Source organism: Micromonospora sp. NPDC049101, from assembly GCF_040648675.1.
Lineage (GTDB): Bacteria > Actinomycetota > Actinomycetes > Mycobacteriales > Micromonosporaceae > Micromonospora.
Genome location: NZ_JBEZED010000018.1, coordinates 143609 through 163650 on the forward strand (window position 1 = coordinate 143609; position 20042 = coordinate 163650).

The following is a 20042-nucleotide window of genomic DNA, read 5'->3' on the forward strand; positions in this document are numbered from 1 at the left end:
GCGCCCGATGAAGGCTGTCGTTTGGCACGGCATCGGCGACATCCGCGTCGACGACGTGCCCGAGCCCCGCATCGAGGCGCCGACGGACGCCGTCGTCCGGATCACGACGGCGGCGATCTGCGGCACGGACCTGCACTTCGTGCGGGGCACGATGCCCGGGATGAAGCCGGGCAAGATCCTCGGCCACGAGGGCGTCGGGGTCGTCGAGGAGGTGGGACCGCAGATCCGCAACCTCAAACCCGGCGACCGGGTGGTGATCTCGGCGGTGCTGGGCTGCGGGTCCTGCGCCTACTGCCGCCGAGGGCTCTTCGCGCAGTGCGACGACGTCAACCCGTACGGGCCGCGGGCCGGCACGGGCTCGCCCGGCTCACCCGAGGCGCAGGGCCCGTTCAACGGGTTGCAGGCGGAGTACGCGCGGATCCCGTTCGCGCACACCAACCTGATCCGGCTGCCGGAGAACGTCACCGAGGCGCAGGCCATCACGCTGTCCGACATCTACCCCACCGGCTACTTCGGCGCGGTGCTGGCCGACGCCAGCGATGGCAACATCGTCACCGTCTGGGGCTGTGGCCCGGTGGGCCAGTTCGCCGTGCTCTCCGCCTACCAGCGCGGCGCGTCGCGGGTGATCGCGATCGACGGACACGCCGACCGGCTGGAACACGCCCGCCGGCGAGGGGCCGAGGTGATCAACTTCAACGAGACCGATCCGGTCGAGGCGATCATGGAGTTGACGAACGGAATCGGGGCCGACTGCGCCATCGACGCGGTCGGAGTGGACGGCGAGAGCCCGAAGTCGGGCCCCGCCGCGGGCAAGGACGACGAGCGCAACCGCGAGGAGCAGCGCAGGATCTCCCCGAACCTCGACAGTGCGGGAGTGGACGGGCACTGGAAGCCGGGAGACGCGCCCAGCCAGGCGCAGACCTGGGCGGTGGAGAGCCTCGCGAAGGTGGGCACCCTGGGGATCGTGGGGGTCTACCCACCCGCCGACCGGTACTTTCCGATCGGCACGACAATGGCTCGTAACCTCACCGTCCGGGCCGGCAACGGCAATCATCCCAGGTACATCCCGAAACTGGCGGCGATGGTCGCGTCCGGCCAGGTCCATCCGGAGGACGTGGTGACGGAACACGAACCGCTCACCGACGCGATCGGCGCGTACCGCGAGTTCGACGTTCGCAGCCCCGGCTGGCTGAAGGTCGCCCTGCGGACCGCGTGAGGGCCGTTCGGCGCCGAATCAAGTGGTGGTCCATCGCGCGTGCAGTGGGTCCGTGGATGCTGATCGGGTGCGCAGACACGTCACGGTCACCCTGGCGGCCCTGAGCAACGCCGTTCTCGGCCTGCTCGCCGTCGCCCCGCTCGCGGTCCTCATGTCGTTGCTGGCGTACGCGGCACACCACCCCACCTCGTCGCCGACGAACCACACGTACGCGACGATCGCCGGACGGCTGCCACCCGTCGAGATCGACGGCGACGAGGCCGGCGCGGCAGTGGTCTTCCTGGCCGTCGCCGCGGTGCTGCTGGGCGGAGCCTTCGTCGCGACGAACGCGTGGCTGCTGGCCCGCCGGCCGGGTGACCGGCGTGCCGGCTGGGTCGCCGCGACGATGCTCGCGCTGTCGCCGTTCGCCTGTTTCGTGGGCTACTGGTGGCTCGGGACCGTGCCGCGGTGACGGCCGGTCCAGTCGACGTCAACAAATGATCCACTGACCGTGACTACGTTTCGAGAGTCATTCGACCTCGAAGGAACAACGGTTGGCCCACTCGAACGCGCTACGCCTGCAGATCCTGGGCCCGCTCCGGATCTGGCGGGGTGACGTCGAACTCGACGCGGGCCCTCGGCAGCAACGCTGCCTGCTGGCCCTCCTGATCGCGCACCAGGGCCGCAGGATCGCCATGACCGAGTTGATCGACCTGGTGTGGGGACCGAGCCCGCCGCCCAGCGCGGTGAACGTCATCCACAAGTACATCGGCGCCATCCGCCGGCTCCTCGAGCCCGGCCTGTCGCCGCGGGCCGCTGGTTCGTATCTGACCAGGCACGACACGGGTTACCGCTTCACCGCGGGCCCGGCGACGCTGGACCTCGTCGCGTTCCGCGGGCTCGTCGCGCAGGCGGCGGAGAGCGCGCGCGGCGACCGGCTGGAGGAGGCGCTGGCCCGTTACCTGGAGGCCCTGCGACTCTGCCACGGACCGGCCGGTGAGACCCTGGCCGACACCGCGGGAGCCATGGCGACCTTCTCCGGGTTGGACGGTGAGGTCTTCGACGCCGCCGTCGCCGCCGCCGAGATCGCCACCCGTGTCGGCCAACCGGCGCGGGTCCTGGCGTCGCTGCGACTCGCCGCGCAGATGGGACGGCTGCACGAACCGGTGCACGCCAGCCTGGTGACGACGCTCGGAGCGGCCGGACACCAGGCCGAGGCGCTGGAGGCGTATCGGACCATCCGCGCTCGGCTCGCCGACGAGTTGGGCATCGACCCGGGGCGGGATCTGCGCAACGCCCAGCACCGGGTGCTGACCCAGGCGGCCGAACCGGACGTGGAGTCCGGCGCGGCGGTGCTCCCGGCACCGCTGGTGCGTCCGGCGCAGCTGCCACCGGACCAGCCCATGTTCGTGGGACGGACGTTCGAGCTGACGGTGCTGCGCGACCTGGTTCTGGGCATGCGCGACGGCCAGCGCACCAGCCCGATGGTCGTCGCGGTGGACGGGATGGGTGGCGTGGGCAAGTCGACGCTCGTCACCCACTTCGCGCACTCGGTCGCGGACGAGTTCACCGACGGCCAGCTCCACCTCGACCTGGGCGGCAACGCGGGGGAGGACGGCACCGTCTCGGCGGCGGACGCGTTGCGCTCGCTGTTGTACGCCCTCGGTGTGCGTGCGTCGGAGGTACCCGACACGTTCGACGCGCTGGTGGGCACGTACCGGAGCCTGACCGTCGGCAAGCGGATGCTCGTCCTGCTCGACGACGCCCGCGACGCCTCGCAGGTGCGTCCGCTGCTCCCGAACTCGGCCGAGAGCCTGGTGCTGATCACCAGCCGGCGCCCGCTTGTCGGTCTCTCGGCCTCCGAGGGCGCACGCCTGTACCGCACATACGTCCCCGACCTGCCCGACGCTCGCAGGATGTTGTCGACCCGGCTCTCCGTCCTGCCGAGCCGTGCGGCCGAGGGCATCGACGCCGACGTCCTCGACGAGATCATCGAACTGTGCGGCCGGCTGCCGCTCGCGCTGTCGATCCTGGCCGCCCGGCTCAGCGTACGGCCCCAGCTCTCGCTGGCCACGGTGGCGGCCGAGTTGCGCGACGGCGCCCGACGGCTCGCCGCGTTCCCGGGCGGCGTCGGCGTCACCGATCCGCGCACCGCGTTCTCCTGGTCGTACCGGCAGCTGACCCCCGGCGCGGCACGGCTCTTCCGGCTGCTGTCGGTGGCGCTGACCCCGGGCATCACCCTCGGCGCCTGCGTCAGCCTGTCCGGACGGGACCCGGATCGGACCCGGGCCGAGTTGGAGGAACTGACCGAGGCGGCGCTGGTGTCGGAGCACGACAAGGGCTGCTACACCTCGCACGTGCTGGTCCGGGCGTACGCGGAGGAGTTGCTCCGAACGACCGATCCGATCGACGAGCAGCGCGCCGCCGTCACCCGGCTGCTCCAGTACTACCTGCACAGCAGCTTCAACGCGCAGGTCATGCTGCATCCGAACCGCCCGCCGATTCCACCCGCCCCGCCCCAGCCGGGTGTGCGCTCGGAGCAGCCGGCGTCGTACGAGGAGGCCAACGGGTGGTTCGCCGAGCGGCGCGAGGTGCTCCGGGAAGCGGTCCGGGTCGCGGCCGAGCTGGGCTACGGCACCGTCTCCTGGCAGTTGGCGGTCACGATGCAGCAGTACCTCGAGTGGGCCGGTTACTTCCAGGACTGGGAGGACGTCATGCGGCTCGCCCTGCAGGCCACGCGCGACCATCGGGACGTGGTCGGCGAGGCGCACGTGCTGCGCAGCCTGGCCGGCGCACGGTGGTTTCAGGGGGCCGACCAGGAGGCTCTTGATCTGTTGTCGGCCGCGCTGACGGTGTTCGCGGCTAACGGGATGCTGCTGGAGCAGGCGCTCACCCAGATCAACATGCACGCGGTCTGCACCAGCCTCGGCGAGCACGAGCGAGCCCTGGAGTACGCGGAGACGGCGGTGTCTCTCTGCCGTGCGGCGGGCAACGAGACGGCCGAGATGCGCGGCCTCTACTCGAAGGGCAGATCGCTCACCTGCCTGGGCCAGTACGAGCACGCGGCCCAGGTGCTGCAGGAGGCGCTGAACATCAATCGCCGCGTCGGGCGCCCGCACGAGGAGGGAATGAACAAGGATTTCGTCGCGGACAACCTGGTCAAGCTCGGTCGCGCCGAGGACGCCGTCAAGGAGCTTGAGGCGGCCGTCGAGTCGGCGCGCCTGCTCGGCGAGGGGCCGTACCATTTCCAGGCCTTCGTGAGCCTGTCCGAGCTGCTGATCTCGATGGGTGACGTGGGCGCGGCGCGCACGGCGTTGGCGGGCGCCCGGGAGGTGCTGGGGTCGTTCCAGGGCGGCGGCCCCCTTCGCCTGCAGGCCAGGCTGCGTCATCTGGCGGCAGAGCTGGATCGTGCGGCTCACCCGCCACCGCACTGACGACAGCTGCGTGCTGCCCGACGGCCGGCGGACCTGAACCGATCGCGGGCATGCTCCGTGTGGATGTCGAACGGCTTCTGGACCTCCTGGAAGCCGCTTGACCGCTGGAGAATCCCCGATGACACGCAACCACCTGACTCCCCTCCTCGCCGTGCTGGCCGTCGGCGCGGCGACGCTCACCGGGTGCGGCTCGTCCCAGGTGCCGCCCGGTCCGGCCCGGGCCGCCGACCTGGGCAGCAGCCAGCCGGCAGCTCCGAGCGGTGGGACCGGCCCCGCGCTTGTGTCCGGCACCGCCAAGTCCAACAACTCGGCGGAGGGCACCGGCGACTGGGCGGTGCGCAACGGCGGGGTGGCGACCGGGAGCGCCCAGGAGTCCGCCCAGCGTTGGACCCAGTTGACCGCGAGCAAGGTGGGAAAGCTCGACCCGGTCGTGGTCAACGGCGCCGGACTGACCCTCTATCGATTCGACAGGGACAGCAACCAGCCGCCGGTCTCGAACTGCGATGGTGTCTGCGCCGAAACCTGGCCGCCGGTCACCGTTGCTCCGGGCGGCAAGATCTTTGTCGCCGGAGTCAAGAAGGAGGACGTCGGCACGATCCTGCGCCGCGACGGCACCCGGCAGGTCACCATCAAGGGGTGGGCGGTCTACCGGTTCGCCAAGGACGCCAAGCCGGGTGACACCCTGGGTCAGGGCGTCGGCGGCACCTGGTTCGGGGTGACCCCGGTCGGCGGGAAGGCCGGCGTCCCCGGTGGGGAGCAGCCCACCCCGGACGCCTCGCCGGCGCCTCCGGCCACGAGCGCCGTCTTCTTCGACGACCCCACCTTCGGCGATGGTGCGGGGTCGCAGGGTGTGGCCGGCACCGGCTGCCGGAACCTGGACCGACCGGGGGCCGCGTCCTCCGTGGCCGCTCCGGGCTCGCTCAAGATCTGGGCGGGGAAGGACTGCACCGGCCGCTCGCAGGTGATCAACGGCGACGTCGCGGATCTGGGGACTGTCGGCTTCGACAACGCGGTCGTCTCGGTGCGGCTGGGCTGACCCCGACGGCACGGCACCGCGCCGGCTCGGCCACTGGTCGGGCCGGCGCATCGCTGTGTGGGACAGGCCTTAGGGCCCTAGAGCGTCGCGCTGACGTACGCCCTGCCGTCGGTGGTCTCCACCCGGACACTGTCGACCGCTGCCGGGTCGATCAGGGCGCTGCCGTCCAGGGTGGTGCCCTCGGTGGCCGCCCTCTCCGACACCAACCAACTGCCTGCCAGCACCGTGCTGCCGTCCCTGCCGACAACCAGCAGGCGGCACCGCTGGCCCTGCGGAATGCCGGAGACCGTCGCGGTGACGCGTACCCAGCCGGTGGCCGGCCGCACGGCCACCGCGAGACGGGCGCCGGTGGCCGGATCGGTCGCGGTGGCCGAGCGGGCCGCCCGGTCAACCGTGCCGCTCGGGGACGCCGGAGCCGGCTGCGCGGTCACGCCCGGCGCCCGGTCGGCCGCCGGCCCGAAGAAGACACCCCCGAGGACGGCGGAGGCGACGACCGCCGCGGCGACGCCGGACATCGCGTGGCGTCGTCGGCGCTGCTCGGCCGCCTCGCCACGGATCTGCCGCAGAGTACGTTGCAGCAGAAGGTCGCCGTCCTCCGGTGGACCGTCGAGCAGCATCACCTCGGGCACGTTGTCGAGCGCACCGGCCCACCTGCGCAACGACTCGACCTCGGCCCGGCACTCCGCACAGACCGCCAGGTGTTCCTCCGCGCGGCGGGTCGCATCCGGGTCGAGGTCACCCAGCAGGTAAGCGCCGACGTCCAGGTGGTCGGCGTGCGGCGAGGAGCTGTCGGATGTCATGAGGCAGGCCGTTCCATCCCGGCTGGACGTTCGGCGAGATCGCGGAGCGCCCGGAGTGCGTAGTAGGTGCGTGACTTGACGGTACCTGCCGGGATGCCGAGCACCTGGGCGGCTTCCGCGACTGTACTCCCGAGCAGATACACCTGCTCAAGCACCTGTCGGTGCTCTCGGGAGAGGTGCTTCAGCGCGTCGGTCACCACTATCGAGTCCACCACGTGGTCGGCGTGGTCGCGTTCGGCGGCGGCCTCGGTCGGGCTCTCCGGGACCTCCGGTGGCCGTGCGTTTCGCGCGCGTACGGTGTCGGTCACGATGTTGCGGACGACAGTCAGCAGCCAGCCACGGACCGAGCCCTTTCCGTTGACGAGGCTCTCGGGATGACGCCACGCCCGCACCAGCGCCTCCTGGACCACGTCCTCCGCGGCGGCGCGGTCCCGGGTCAACTGGGTCGCGTAGGCGAGCATCGCGCGTCCGTGCTCCTCGAATATGGACCGGACCAACGCCTCGCCTGCCACTTCCTGCCGACGAACAGGTCCTGATCCCGCCATGGCTACCACCCTTTGCTGACCCTCACGTCGCCGGCGTCTCCACCGGATGCTCACGGGTCCTCAGGATGCACACCCCGTCGTCAGCGCATGTTGATCAATAGAAAACTTGTCTGATCACCCACGTCGTGGCCGATTCGAGACATTTTGGGTCATCAATTGGCGACCCGCTGGTCTCGGGCGGCGCGCCCGAGACCAGCGGAGTGACACTCCTACCGGGCGTACGGCCAGGGCTCGCCGCTCTCCGGGACGCCCGCCTCGGCCAACTCGCGCAACGCGTCGGCGAACAACCGCATGGCACGTTGCCCGCCCGGATTGAGCAGCACGTCGACGCCGTCGGGGAGCAGCGTCAGCAGCTCCTCCAGGTCGACCTGCCGCCAGTCTGCCGCGTCGACCCGGGCCTGGTCCGCGGCGCTCGTCGCGACGAGCACGCAGGGCACGTCGTCCGGCGCCGGCGTCACGATGACCGCACCCTCGCTGTCCAGCGCCACCTCGACGAGGCTGTCCCGCAGCGCCAGGAGCACCGCGTCGACGCCGGCGCGGCCGGTGGCCACCAGTCGCGCGGCGGCGTCCACCGGGCTCGTGGGCGCCTCCGGATCCTTCGGCCGGTACAGCGGGTTGGCGGCGAAACAGCCGACGGTGCCGTCCGGCTCCACCAGCCAGCCACCGACGATGGTCTCCACCGGTGGCATCTCGGCCGTGTCGGCGTCCCCGCCGGCGGGCCCGGTCAACTCCTCGTCCAGCAGCAGCATCCAGTGCCGCTGCCGCTCGCCCTCGTCCTGTTCGCTCATGAACTCGCCCCCTTGCCACTCGGATCGATGCGGGTGAACTTGCCGCCGTTCTCCACCGCCAGGGTGGCGATGGGGCGGCCCGCGGTGGTCAACAGCCCGTCCACGTCCACGCCCTCGGTGGTGACCACCGTCTCGTCCGCCGCGAAGATCCGCCGCTGGCTGCCGAGATCCCGCATGGCATTGGCGAAGTCCTGCCCCCCGGTGCCCGCGGTGTTGCCGAAGTTGCAGGAGATCATGGCGATCGACTTCCCGGGGTCCGAGGCGGAGTTGGTGGCCCGAAAGATCTCGTTGTGGTGCACGACCTTCGCGAACTGCCCGCCCGGCACGTGCAGGACGCTGCCGTCCTTCAACCGCACGGCGGCACCGTTCGGGTTGCCGTGCGCGATGACCAGGGTGGGTTCGCTCTTGAGTCGGGCCCACGGCGCGACCTGGAACTTGTTGCCCACGAAGTTGGGCTCCGTCCCGGGCAGCCGCCGGATCGCCTTGGTGCCGGGCTCCGCGATCGACCCGCCGATGTTGCGGCCGAAGGCGAGGTTGGCGTCGGTCCGGGCCCAACTCGTGAAGCTGTCGTTGTCGGTGGCCCGGCTCGGGAAGAGGACGCCGATCTGCCTCCCGTTGTTGTCCACCAGGGGAGTGGACTCGACGTCCGAGGCGCGGAACGTCTTGAGGTGCCCCTTGCTGTTCTGACCGAGGATGAGTGTCGGATCCTGCGCCTGCTTCTTCTTGGCGTTCTTGAGATCCCGGGCGAACCGCAGGTCGAACACCTTGTTGTCGATCCGGTTGAACACGCCCTTGATGGTCTTGCCGAGGCCGACCTCGGTGACCTTCGCGTCGATGCCGCGACCCGGTGCGGCGGCGGCGCCTCCGGTGACCTCCCGGGTGCTGTCCTTGATGCCGTCGGCAATCTTGCCGGGGCGTACCTTGCCGAGCTTGCTGGCGAGCTTGATGACCCGGCTGACGATCCGTCCACCCGGAACCAGGCCGAGCGCCAGCCCACCGGCGGCGAGGGCGATCTCGGCCGGATCGCCGCCGAGGGCGGCCGCGGCGAGTTCGATGCCGCCGGAGAGGAAGCCGATCGCCGAACCGAGGGGCGGGAAGATGAACGACGCGACCACCGAGAGCACGTCCAGGATCGTGGTGATCCATTCGATCACCGTGCTCTGGAGGAAGTCGACGAACGCGTGGAACGCCTCGACGATCTTGTCCCAGAGGGAGCGTTGCGGCGCGTCCTTCGCCAGCTGGTTCAGTGTCTCCGCGGCGGTCCGGGCCGCCTGGTCGCGCAGGGCTGTTGCCTGGCCGAGCAGCGCCTTCGCCCCGTCCAACGCCTGTTGGGCGTCGGCCGCCCGGCTCCGGGCGGCGCTCGCGTCGTCGGTGACCTGTTCCTTCGCGTCCGGGGCGGTCGCGGTGTCGGCGTTCATCGTGACAAGCGCCGCCACCGCCGAGGCGACCGACGCCTGCGCCGCCCGCTGGTCTCCGGCCGCCTGCCGCGCCTGGTCGAGGGCACGCAGCGACATCGTCTGCGCCTCCTCCAGCGATGGCAGATAGCGCAGGTAGGCGTCCGCCGCCGCGGCGTAGGAGTTCGCCATCCCGTCCAGCCGCCCGGGCAGCTTGCCGATCAGATCCCGGAAGGCGTCCATCGCCTTGCCCTGGCCGACGTCGACCTGGCTTCCGGAAGCGAGCAGGTCGTGGGCCTCCTGGGTGGTTCTGGCGAGTTCCTGGTATGCCCGGGTGATCTCTTCGAAGGACTCGGAGTCACCCGGCACGGGATCTGAGTCGAGCTGCAACACGGACCACTCGGCGTCGCCCGGACGCGTCATGACGAACCTCCCCATCGCATCGTCAGGCCGGCGCCCGAACCGTCCGCCGGGAGCCGAGTCGCACACGTAGCCGGCGGGAGATCGGTTCACCGCCGCTGAACCGCTCCGCGCGCCGGTCCGTGTACCGCGCAGGTGCCGTGACGTCTGAGGGGTGCGGAGATGAGCGAACGGGATGGCAGGCCGGCCGGGGAGGTGGCGCGATGAGCGTGATCCACGTACCCGGCGCGGAGCTGGAGCGGGTCCACGAACTGCTGCGGCGCACGAAGGAGCTGATGGACAGCGCGTCGATCAGGTCGATGGGCGCGGTCGTCGACACGCTCGGGCAGCGCAATCTGGAGGATGCCGCCCACCACTTCGAGAAGCGGTGGGGCGACGGCCGGCATGTCGTGGCGAAGGACCTCGAAGGCGTGCGCGACGCGGCGAAGGCCGTCGCCGACGCGTTCAAGGAGGCCGACACCCAGACGGCGAACGCGTTGACGGCACCGGAGCAGGGGGCGGCACAGTGAACGGCGAAACGACGGACACCAGGGCTCCCGCGTCGACCCCGACCGGGTTTCACCTGCGTACCCCCGAGGCGTGGGACGACTTCTCCACGGCCGACGAGGCGAGTGAGAACCGACTGGCCGACGAGGCGCGGGGACACGCCGTGGCCGCCGAGTTCACCGCGGACCAGGCGGAACGGTTCGCCGAGCAGGTGCGCCGATCGGTACGCCAGGCCCGACGCTCCGGCGCGGTCCACGCGGCCGGCGTCTTCCAGCTGTACGAGGACGGCCCGTTCACCGCCACGGTGCTCGTCGCGGTGGCCACCCCACCGGCCAGCGGCGACATCCTCGGGGCGTTGAGCGCGGTGGGGCAACCGACGCGGGCCGACGGAACCTGGCGGCGGGTGACCACCGCCGAGATTTCCGGGATCGGCACGGTGGGCCGGGTGTACGGCATCCAGAACGTCACCCAGGACGGCGCGACGATGCGCTGCGCGGTGATGCACACGGTCGTGCCGATGCCGGGTTCGGCCGACGTCGTGGTGGTCACCGGATCGAGCCCGAACCTCGCCGAGGCGGAGGAGATCTTCGGGCTCTTCGGTGCGATCACCGAGACGCTGGAGTTCACCTGGGCGGACGGCGTCCCGGCGCTGGCCGCTGCAACCGAGTCCACAAGGGAGCGCACGGCCGGCGAGTGATCCGGCCATGCGCGGTCAGGGGGACACCGGTGATCCGGTGTCCCCCTGAGCGTTTCCGCCGCGGCGCGCCTACCTCACTCCTCGGCCGCGCCGGCCCCCAGCAGCGCCCGCAGGGCGGACGGGTCGGTCCGCGGAATCTGCACCAGGCGGACCGTGCCGTCGCCCAGGTGGACCAGTGCCCGGCCCAGACGCCCCACGCCGAGCTGGCCGCGGGAGAGCTTGGCGCCGATGAGTTCTCCGTCGCCGAGGCCCTGCGGGCTGAGCAGCGCACCCTGCCGGTTGCGTCGGGCGTCGACGTGCCAGCCACCGAAGCCGCCGGAGAGCCCGTCGATGGAGCCGGCGATGATCAGCCCGAGGCCCTGTTCCGCACCGGCCCGCGCGATCTCCCCGAGATCGCTTCCCGCATCGCACTTGAGCAGCAACTCGGCGTCGTCCAGCACCACCACGGCCGGTCCGGTCCTGCCCTCCAGCGCCGCCGTCAACCCCTTGGAGGTGAGGTTCTCGCTCGCGACCAGGTCGAGCACCCCGGGCAGGCCGGCCAGCTCGCGCAGCGGCGAGCGGCGGGGTGTCGCCACGACCACCGGCGTCCCCTGCCGCAGCAGACCCGCCACCATGGTCAGCAACGCGGTGCTGCGTCCCGAGCGTGGCGGCCCGGCCAGGACCAGACTCGGAATGACCGCCAGGTCCGGTCCGATCGCGCCGAGTTCGTCGCCGCCGACCCCCACCATCGTCCAGAGCGGTTCGCTCGGCCGGGCGAGCGTCTCGGTGTCCCGCAGCGTCAGCTCGTCGGGCAGCACGTCGATCCGGAACGGACGGTCCGCGGCCGTCAGGTCCGCGTCGCGTTGCCGGGCCGCCTCGGCGATCTCGGCGAGTACGCGTGCCTGTCCCTGGCCGGACACGTCGTCGCCGAGCAGCGCGATCTGCGCCTCGGCACCGTCGGCCGCCCGGATCGCGCGGCCCGCCTCGATCTCGTCGGGCAGTTGCCGGTGGTTGATGCCGACCATGCTGTAGTCGCCGCGCTCGGTCAGCCGCAGCACCAGCTTGTCGTCAGTGGTGGACGAGATCCGACTGGAGAACATCGCCCGGTCACCGGCGAGCACCACGTGGATGCCCGCCCCGGCGCCCTCACGCAGCAGCGTCAGCAGGCCGGTCATGACCGTGCCGTTGTCGTAGTCGGCGAAGGTCTTGTCGAAGACCTCGAACCGGTCCAGCAACAGCAGGATGTGTGGCGGTCGCTCACCCTCGACCGCACCGGAGCGGTACTCCACCATGCTCGCCGAGCCACTGGAGGCGAGCAGTTGCTGCCGCCGGGCCAGCTCCGCGACAAGCCGGGCGAACAGCCGGCCGAGCCGTTCCGCCTCGGTGCGCTGCACCACGGCCCCGCAGTGTGGCAGACCGTTGAGGGCCAACAACGCCCCGTTGCCGCAGTCGACGCCGTACACGTGGACGTCCGCCGCGGAGTGGACGCGGGCGAGTGCCCCGGCGATCGTCCGCAGCGTCTGGGACCGGCCGCTGCGCGAGGAGCCGATGACGTGCAGATGCCCCAGCGTCCCCAGGTCCAGCGCCAACGGCACCTGGTCCTGCTGGGCGGGCAGGTCCACCAGCCCGTACGCGACCGGCGGGAGGTGGTATCCGCCGGCGCGGGCCGTGGGCAGCGCGTCCACGGACAGCTTCGACGGCAGCGCGGGCAGCCAGGGGCTGTGCTGCGTCGGGATGGCGAGCCGGTCACTGGCATTGCGGACCGCCTCCACGAGCACCGCGAGGTCGGTCAGTTCGGCGGACGCCTTGGCCGCGGCGCCGGGCCGGCGAGGTGCCGAGCGACCGAGATCCGGCCAGGAGAGCGGTGCCAGCCACGGCGCCGGTCGAGCGGTGGTGCGGGCACCGGGGCGGAACCCGCCGACCCGACCCGCCTGGAACGGCACCAACGACGACTGCGCGAGCCGGACGAAGGCGCGGCCCGGCGTCGTCTTCGAGATCGTGGCCGCGTCCGGGGCGTTCAACACGTCCTGGCTCTCGCTGCTGTCGGTGACCCGCAGGGCGATGCGCAGGTTGGTGTTGGCCCGGATCTCCGGTGAGACCACACCGCCCGGTCGCTGGGTGGCCAGCACGAGATGAATACCGAGCGACCGACCCCGCTGCGCGATGTTGACCAGACCGGTCACGAAGTCGGGCAGATCACGCACCATCGACGCGAACTCGTCGATCACGATGAGGAGCCGGGGCATCGGGACGCGGGACGGCTCGCGGCGCAGCAGCGCGACGTAGTCGTCGATGTCCTTGGCCCCGGCCTCGGCGAGGATGTGTTCGCGTCGCCGCAGCTCCGCCGAGAGTGAGGTCAACGCCCGGCTCACCAGGTGGGTGTCCAGGTCGGTCACCATGCCGACGGTGTGCGGCAGCAGGACGCAGTCCTTGAAGGCGCTACCGCCCTTGTAGTCGACCAGGACGAACGTCATCGCGTCCGGCCGGTTGGCGACGGCCAGCGACGCGACAAGAGTCTGCAACAGCTCGGACTTGCCGGAGCCGGTGGTGCCGGCGACAAGCGCGTGTGGTCCGTCCCGTTTCAGGTCGAGGGAGAAGGGCCCGTCCAGTGACACGCCGAGCACCGCCTCGGTGGTCCGACCCCCGGAGGTCCACCGGGCCGCCACGGCGTCCGGCTCCGGCGGCTCCATCCCGAGTACGTCGAGCAGCCGGCTCGCCCCGGGCAGCGCACTCTCCTCGTCCGCGCCACCGATGTCCCGCAGCGGCGCGAGGGCTCGCGCCACCCGGTGCAGCCACTCGGGCGAGACGACGTCCGGGTGGACGTCGTCGATCGGGGCGGCGAGGGTCTGGGTCACCAGCAGCGACCCGTCGGGCTGCTGCGAGATGACGGCCTGGCACTCCTCGGGCAGCAGCCTCTCCTCGGCGTCCACGCAGATCGCGAAGACCCCGACCGACGGGCCCTCCCGCAGGATCTGTGTGACGCCGGGCAGAGACCGCAGCTTCCGTGCCCCGTCGAGCACCACGAGGATGTCGCGGAACGCGCCGTTGGCCCGCTCTCCGGACCGGGCCGAGATGACGGTCACCAACTCGGCCACCCGGCGGGCCAGAGTCTGGGTGTCGGTGCCGACGGTGGCGAGGGTGTCCTGGCCGTCGCGGGGCCGCACGTGCGGCAGCCACCCGACCCAGGACCAGCCCTTCTCGTCGTCCGCACCGGCCAGCAGGTAGATCTGCAGGTCTTCCGGGCTGTGCAGCGCGCTCGCCTGGGCCACCATCCAACGGGCCGTCGTGCGGGCGACGGCGCCGCCGGCCACCCCCACGACGCCGTGCTTGCGTACCGGCACCGTCGCCGGCACGTCGAGGGCGCTCCACCGGACCTCGCGCCGGTTCTCGTCCTGGCTCAGGTCGCGGAGCACCACCTCGGACGGCAGGTCGGCGCTGCCGGCCCGTAGTTCGAGAAAGTCGGGGTCGGTGCGACGTCGCTCCCAGAGCCGACGCTGCGGCCCGACGGCGATCAGCCCGATCGCCGCCGGGTCCGGAAAGTTGTCCCGGCGGGCCAACCGTTCGGTGGTCAACGCCTCCTGCGCCTCGGAGCTGATGCCATCCTTCTTCTTCTCGTACTCGGCGAGTCGGGAGCGGTACGTGGCCCGGCCCTGCCGACGGGCGCCGATCTGGCCGGCGATCAGCACCAGGGGTGACAGGATCGCGAAGAGCAACGTGAGCGGGTTGCGGGTGATGAGGAACGCGGCACCGGAGAGCACGACCGGCGCGAGCACGGTGATCAGCGTGAGGGGCCGTCGCTCGGGCGGCGTGGGCGGCCCGGGCAGGGTGAACTGGGTGGTCCGCGCCGGGGGCAGCAGCCGCGGCGGACGGTTGTAGTCCAGGCCGGTGCGATCCTCCGAGATCTGGAGCGCGGCTTCGTCCCGAACGGGGCGGCGCAGCTCCAGCAGGGACGCACCGGCGGCGAGTTGCGCGCCGGGAGCCCAGACCTGCTCGTCCTCGATCTCCACCCGATCGAGGAGCAACCCGGGCTCGGTCGGGTGCAGCCAACACTCACCGTCCTCGGTCACCCGGACCCGCGCGATCACGGGAGCGAGCGAGGCGTCGTTCAGGCGTACGTCGTTGTCGTCGGCGGTGCCGATGGTGTGCTCACCGATGTCGAGCTGGTGCAGGCCGCCGGCGCCCAGGCCACTGACCACCCGGATCTCCAGTGGGCCCGGCGGACGTGGGGGTGACTCGGGTGCGGGACGGTCCAGCTCGAGCACGCTGCCCTGCCACAGCGGCGCGTCGGCGAGGGTGAGCCCCGGGTCCAGCGGCGCACCGGCGACGAAGACCGTCGGCGCTCGGGTGCCGGAGTCCGGACGGCGCTCCGCAAGCGCCTCGGCGAGCTCCGCGACTGTGGAGTCGAGGGCGGCCTCGACCTGGTAGTCGGTGGCAGAGGTGGACTGGTCCGTGACGGTGAGCAACAGGCGCACGGGTATCTCCTGGTCGGATGATCCGTCGGGAATACGGCTGGGGCCGCGTGGTGAGTGCGCACCACGCGGCCCCGACCGGTCGTTCGTTCGTCAGCGGCTGAGGCTGGCAGCGGTCTGCGTGTCGGTCTCGGAGAAGGCGTCACTGACCTGCGTGAGGTACTGGCTGATGCCTTCCATGCCGTGCAGGGTCTGGTCGACGCTGCCCTTGTACTCCTCGAAGTACGGACCGAACTGCTGCTGGGCGCCCGGGGTGTTGTAGCCACCCTGGATCAGAGTGTCGATCTTGCTCTTCGCCTGGGTCATCCCGTCCAGCAGGGTCTGCATGTTCTGCTGGAGCCAGCTCGCGGACTCCTGGATGTCCTCGCTGACGATGTGGTACGTAGCCATGTCTCTCTCCTGTCCTGAGCTTTCGGGCCAGCGAGCCGATCCCCCTGTGGACCGTCATCCGCCGACGCCGCCACCCACACGGATGCCCGCGCCATCTGGTTCAGAGCGGCTCCGACTTGTTGGGCGGGCGCGGCGTGGGTGGTCCCGGTGAACCGTTTCGTGGGGTCACTCGTGTGGGTGCCGGACCGGTTGCACAGGCCCGGCCCACAGGGAGCACGAGGGGGAGCGAACATGGTGGGGCAAGCGCGGATCGCACGAGGCGCGATCGCACTGATCAGTCTGGCGGCGCTGGCCGCCTGCGGCGACGACGCGGGCGCGGGCGCCACCGCCTCGCCGTCTGAGGGCCCGGGGTCGGCACCATCGGCCGCCGCCAGCACGGACCCGACCCCGCAGGTGGTCGAGGTCACCCCCGTCCCGGCGCCGACGGTGGCGAAGACGCAACGCCGGGTCCAGATCTTCAGCGGGCCGTCCGACGTTCCGCTGCCGAGTGTCACGGACCGCGGTCGGGGCATCTCCGTGATCCAGTTGAAGGCCATGAACCAGGCCGACATCGGCACCTACGTCGCGGACGGCCGCGAGATGACCCTCTACCGGTTCGACAAGGACTCGGCGAAGCCGTCGAAGGCGACCTGCGTTGGTGACTGCGCCAAGACCTGGCCCCCGCTGCTCGTCTCGTCACCCGGCCGGATCTACCCGGACGGCGTCGACCCGCAGTTCGTCGGGTACGTCGAGCGTCCCGACGGAACCTGCCAGGTGACCATCGCAGGCTGGCCCGTCTACCGGTTCGCCAAGGACGCCGCACCCGGCGACATCAAGGGCCAGGGGGTCGGCGGCACCTGGTTCGCGGTCAGCCCGACCGGAGACCGCACGAAACCGCTACCGGAGGTCGTCACCGTGCCGACGACCCCCGCCGCCCGCTGAGCCCAAGGAGCCGAGCATGAGCAGCCCACCCGGGAGTTTCGACAGCTCCGACGCTGCCGGCGCGAGCGGGGCGACCCTGCTGGCGCCCCGCTGGAAGCCGGCGCCCCCGCCGCAGTGGGGGCCGGCCAGGGCCGCATCGGGCGCGAGCAGGCGCCGGGTCGCTCCGAGACTCGTGTGGACCGTCGCCGTGCCGGTGGCCCTCCTGGTCGTGCTGGGGACGGTCCTGGCCGTGATCCGGCCCGGGTCGTCGGACCGGAAGGTCCTCGACACCGCGGCATTGCAACGAGACGTGCTGACGGTGCTTCGCGAGGACTACCGGCTCGACGCGGACACCGTCGCCTGTCCGGTGGACCAGCCGGTCCTCGAAGGACACCGGTTCACCTGCACCGCGGAGGTCGCCGGAGCAACTGTCACGACCTGGGTGACCGTCAGGTCGACGGGGCAGATCGACGTCGCGCGCCCGAAGTGACCAGACCGTGGCGCGGTGGTGGGCGCCCCGACCCGGACGGGGCGCTGCCGGTCAAGAGTTCGTCAAGAGGCTGGATGGTGGCCGCACGTAGCGTCTGAGCTGGGACCGGTCGCCGGTACCGCATTGCGTTCGCGGCAGAGCGGTGTCGCTGGCGGGGCTGGTCCCACCCCTGCACCCGGGAGGCCAGACGCCAGATGACAGCCGCAGACCCCACCTGCCCGGCCACCGGCCAGACTCTCTCGCTGGACGAGCTGATGATCGACCACACGGCACCGTTGTTCACGTTCGTCCGGACTCTCGTGACGGATCACCACCTCGCGGAGGACATCGTCCAGGAGACCTTCATCAGCGCCTGGCGGCACGCCAACCGCCACCGCCTCGGGGAGGGCTCGGTCCGGGACTGGTTGATGACGACGGCGCGCGACCTGGCGGTCACATCACTGCGGGAGGTCGCCGTCCAGCGCGAGACGATCGATGCGGAGGTCGACGTCCCCGAACCGGATCACGCGGACGCCGCCGTCGCCACGGCCGAGACGGTCACGCTGCTGCGTCGACTGCCCGAGGAACATCGCGCCGTGCTGCTGCACACCTATGTGGCCGGACGGACCGCGCACCAGACAGCCCGTGTGCTCGGAGTCCCGGTCCGCACGGTCCGGTCCCGGCACCACCACGCGCTGTCCGCCCTGCGTGCGAGCCGCACCACCCGATGACTCGGAGTGCGCCTCAGGTGGACGATCATAGGCGCGAGCCGGACGCCTCGATGGTTTCTCGCGCGCCGTGCACGGTGACACCGGTCAGCCGAATGGTGCCCAGGGCATCGGGGACGTGCGGATCGGTGGCCACGGTCCCGTTGTCGACGTCCAGCCCGAGCATCGTGCGCAGGAACAGCAGGGGCGCTCCGCTGGCCCAGGCCTGGGGGTTGCAGGCGGTGGGGTAGGGGACCGGCCGTCGGCCGAGCGAGCGGTCGTACCCGGAAATGGCCTCCGGGAGGCGGTATTCGAAGTGGGCGGCCGCTTCCAGCATCGCCATGGCGATGCGGTTCGCCGCGTCGCGGTGACCGTACCGGGCGAGCCCGGCGGCGATGATCGAGTTGTCGTGTGGCCAGACGGTCCCGAGGTGGTAGCCGATGGGGTTGTATCCCACGTCCTCGGTGGAGAGGGTGCGGACACCCCAGCCGGAGAACATCTGGTCGGACATCAACTGCCGGGCCACCGAGGCGGCCCGGTCGGGTGGGACGATGCCGCTCCACAGCAGGTGGCCCATGTTCGAGGTCATCGAGTCGATGGGGCGCTTGTCGGCGTCGAGGCCGATCGCGTAGTAGCCGCCGCGCGCGGGCAGCCAGTAGTCGCGGTTGAAGCGCTCGCGCAGATCGGCGGCTTCGGCCCGCAGACGTCGCGCCAACGCGCTGTCGGCCCAGGGCCCGTCGGCGAGTTGTGCGGCGCGGAGCTTCGCGTCGTAGGTGTAACCCTGGATCTCACAGGTGGCGATCGGCAGGGACGGAAGCCTGCTGTCGGCGAACTGGACGCCGTCGGGTGAGTCGCGCCAGCAGTGGTTGCGCATACCTTCGGGGGAGCGCGTGGCGTACTCGACGTAACCGTCGCCGTCACGGTCGCCGAAGTGGTCGATCCACCGAAGTGCCGCGTCGGCGTTGGGACGCAACCGTTGGACCAACGCGTCGTCGCCAGTCCATCGCCAGTACTCGGAGAGCAGGATGAGCCACAGCTGGGTGGTGTCGGCCGCGCCGAAGCACGGGCCGTACGGCATGATGCCCAGCTGCGTCAGCTCGCCGGACCGGTACTCGTGCAGGATCTTTCCCGGTTCCTCGTCGCTGAAGTCGTCAACGGTGTTGCCCTGGTGTGCGGCAAGGGTGACGAGTGCCCCCCGGGCCACGTCCGGTCCGCAACTGATGCTCTGGTAGGCGGTGATCAGGGTGTCCCGCCCGAACACCGCCAGGAACCAGGGCATGCCGGCGGCCAGCAGAACGACCTGCTCGCCGTTGATCTCCTTGACGATCCGCATCGACACCAGGTCGCCGGCCGACTTGTGGTAGACGTCGCGCAACAGGCCCGAATCCGTACTGAGGTCCGGCTTGTTCGCCCTCCACCGCCACGCCGCGTCGTCGGCGCCCGGGTCGTGCTCCTCGCCGAAGGTTCTGCTGACCGGCAGGTAGTCCCTGCCTTGGCAGTTCAGCAGCACCCGCAGCTCGCAACCCCAGCTGTCACCCCGTCCCAGGCGCACGTCCCAGACCAGTGCGTCGCCCTCGACCCGGTCGGCGTGCGGCTCGGCCTCGACGGTCGTGACGGCCGACCAGTGCGAGTTCTGGTACGAGAATCGCAGGGCCGAACCGTCCGACCGGTGGTCACGCTGGATGTCGGGCAGCCTGTTCCGTCCCGCCTTCTTGATCTCGAAGAGGTCGGCGAAGTCCGCGCCGACAGCCAACCGCAGACGTACGGAGACCGGCTCGGCGCCGAAGTACTGCACCGTGATCCGCTCACACATGCCGTCTCCGACGAACCGCTCCCGCCGCACGCCGACCCGGTTCGCCTCCAGGCCCTCGATCTCGGGATTCGCGAGGAAGAAGGCCGCCGAGTACGCGTCGACGGGGTTCGCACTGAGAACGAGCGGGGCCTTCCCGTCGAAGGTCAGTTCCCAACGGCTGATATAGCGGGTGTCGTCGTGGACCAGACCAGCGATGGAGTCCGTCGGCACGTCACCTGTCGAATTGGACAACATGAAGGTCCGGCCTTCGAATACGCCGACCGAGTCCGGGCCCAGTTCCGGTGGCATATCCCGGGTGACGCCGCCGTTCGCCGCGTCGGAGCGTTCTGACGACTGAGGGCTGGAAGGCGTCGACCGAGATTGCATGGCACTCAATTCCCCCCGCCGACAGTGGGACGGCCCTGCCGTACACGCTCGTAGTCTAGTACTGCAACGGCAGTAGGCGAATCGAGTTCGGCTCGCGTTCGTTGGTCTGCCTGTGACGGACGTTGATGTCGATCAGTGGCATGGCGAGTTGGAC

Annotated in this window: 16 protein-coding genes; 9 read left to right on the plus strand and 7 right to left on the minus strand. The window is 71.0% G+C overall.

What is annotated here, in order from left to right; all coding sequences use genetic code 11:
* Window positions 1–7: 7 nt before the first annotated feature.
* The 4 genes from AB0B57_RS24115 to AB0B57_RS24130 all read left to right on the plus strand — a co-directional run bounded on the left by AB0B57_RS24115 (window position 8) and on the right by AB0B57_RS24130 (window position 5665).
* Window positions 8–1216, plus strand: a complete 1209-nt coding sequence (locus tag AB0B57_RS24115) for an alcohol dehydrogenase catalytic domain-containing protein (protein WP_357073901.1) — start codon at window positions 8–10, stop codon at window positions 1214–1216.
* 67 nt (window positions 1217–1283) lie between these two features.
* On the plus strand, window positions 1284–1667 hold the full coding sequence (locus AB0B57_RS24120) for a hypothetical protein (protein WP_357073904.1): 384 nt from the start codon (window positions 1284–1286) through the stop codon (window positions 1665–1667).
* 82 nt (window positions 1668–1749) lie between these two features.
* Window positions 1750–4629 (plus strand): BTAD domain-containing putative transcriptional regulator, encoded by a 2880-nt coding sequence (locus tag AB0B57_RS24125; RefSeq protein WP_357073907.1) that lies wholly within the window; start codon window positions 1750–1752, stop codon window positions 4627–4629.
* Window positions 4630–4747: 118 nt separating this feature from the next.
* Window positions 4748–5665 carry a hypothetical protein gene (locus AB0B57_RS24130; RefSeq protein WP_357073910.1) on the plus strand — a complete coding sequence of 306 codons (918 nt, stop codon included), beginning with the start codon at window positions 4748–4750 and terminating at the stop codon, window positions 5663–5665.
* A gap of 77 nt (window positions 5666–5742) precedes the next feature.
* On the opposite strand, the gene AB0B57_RS24135 is transcribed toward AB0B57_RS24130, so the two are convergent.
* From AB0B57_RS24135 to AB0B57_RS24150, 4 genes are all read right to left on the minus strand, one after another.
* Window positions 5743–6465, minus strand: a complete 723-nt coding sequence (locus AB0B57_RS24135) for a zf-HC2 domain-containing protein (protein WP_357073913.1) — start codon at window positions 6463–6465, stop codon at window positions 5743–5745.
* Complete coding sequence (locus AB0B57_RS24140; RefSeq protein WP_357073916.1) at window positions 6462–7010, minus strand: sigma-70 family RNA polymerase sigma factor; 549 nt, start codon at window positions 7008–7010, stop codon at window positions 6462–6464. The genes AB0B57_RS24135 and AB0B57_RS24140 overlap by 4 nt, the downstream gene beginning before the upstream one ends.
* 209 nt (window positions 7011–7219) lie before the next feature.
* The gene (locus tag AB0B57_RS24145; protein WP_357073919.1) at window positions 7220–7798 is read right to left on the minus strand and encodes a type VII secretion system-associated protein; all 579 of its coding nucleotides are present in this window, start codon (window positions 7796–7798) and stop codon (window positions 7220–7222) included.
* Window positions 7795–9615: a hypothetical protein gene (locus AB0B57_RS24150; RefSeq protein ID WP_357073922.1), complete on the minus strand. Its 1821-nt coding sequence runs from the start codon at window positions 9613–9615 to the stop codon at window positions 7795–7797. Before AB0B57_RS24150 ends, AB0B57_RS24145 begins: the two co-directional genes overlap by 4 nt.
* Before the next feature lie 200 nt (window positions 9616–9815).
* On the opposite strand from AB0B57_RS24150, the gene AB0B57_RS24155 reads away from it, so the two are divergent.
* Together AB0B57_RS24155 and AB0B57_RS24160 are read left to right on the plus strand one after the other, a co-directional pair.
* Window positions 9816–10121 (plus strand): hypothetical protein, encoded by a 306-nt coding sequence (locus AB0B57_RS24155; RefSeq protein ID WP_357073925.1) that lies wholly within the window; start codon window positions 9816–9818, stop codon window positions 10119–10121.
* The gene (locus AB0B57_RS24160; protein WP_357073928.1) at window positions 10118–10795 is read left to right on the plus strand and encodes a hypothetical protein; all 678 of its coding nucleotides are present in this window, start codon (window positions 10118–10120) and stop codon (window positions 10793–10795) included. The genes AB0B57_RS24155 and AB0B57_RS24160 overlap by 4 nt, the downstream gene beginning before the upstream one ends.
* Before the next feature lie 74 nt (window positions 10796–10869).
* Here AB0B57_RS24160 and AB0B57_RS24165 read toward each other — a convergent pair whose 3' ends face one another.
* Window positions 10870–15246: an FtsK/SpoIIIE domain-containing protein gene (locus AB0B57_RS24165; RefSeq protein ID WP_357073931.1), complete on the minus strand. Its 4377-nt coding sequence runs from the start codon at window positions 15244–15246 to the stop codon at window positions 10870–10872.
* A 90-nt stretch (window positions 15247–15336) separates the two neighbouring features.
* On the minus strand, window positions 15337–15633 hold the full coding sequence (locus AB0B57_RS24170; RefSeq protein ID WP_007457407.1) for a WXG100 family type VII secretion target: 297 nt from the start codon (window positions 15631–15633) through the stop codon (window positions 15337–15339).
* 231 nt (window positions 15634–15864) lie between these two features.
* On the opposite strand from AB0B57_RS24170, the gene AB0B57_RS24175 reads away from it, so the two are divergent.
* The 3 genes from AB0B57_RS24175 (at window position 15865) to AB0B57_RS24185 (ending at window position 17733) form a co-directional block, all read left to right on the plus strand.
* Window positions 15865–16554 (plus strand): hypothetical protein, encoded by a 690-nt coding sequence (locus AB0B57_RS24175; protein ID WP_357073935.1) that lies wholly within the window; start codon window positions 15865–15867, stop codon window positions 16552–16554.
* A gap of 16 nt (window positions 16555–16570) precedes the next feature.
* Entirely contained in the window at window positions 16571–17023 is a 453-nt protein-coding gene (locus AB0B57_RS24180) for a DUF4333 domain-containing protein (protein ID WP_357073938.1), read from the plus strand.
* A 194-nt stretch (window positions 17024–17217) separates the two neighbouring features.
* Entirely contained in the window at window positions 17218–17733 is a 516-nt protein-coding gene (locus tag AB0B57_RS24185) for a sigma-70 family RNA polymerase sigma factor (protein WP_357073941.1), read from the plus strand.
* A 25-nt stretch (window positions 17734–17758) separates the two neighbouring features.
* Here the strand turns inward: AB0B57_RS24185 and AB0B57_RS24190 are convergent, their stop codons facing one another.
* The gene (locus AB0B57_RS24190; protein WP_357073943.1) at window positions 17759–19888 is read right to left on the minus strand and encodes a glycogen debranching N-terminal domain-containing protein; all 2130 of its coding nucleotides are present in this window, start codon (window positions 19886–19888) and stop codon (window positions 17759–17761) included.
* Window positions 19889–20042 lie beyond the last annotated feature (154 nt).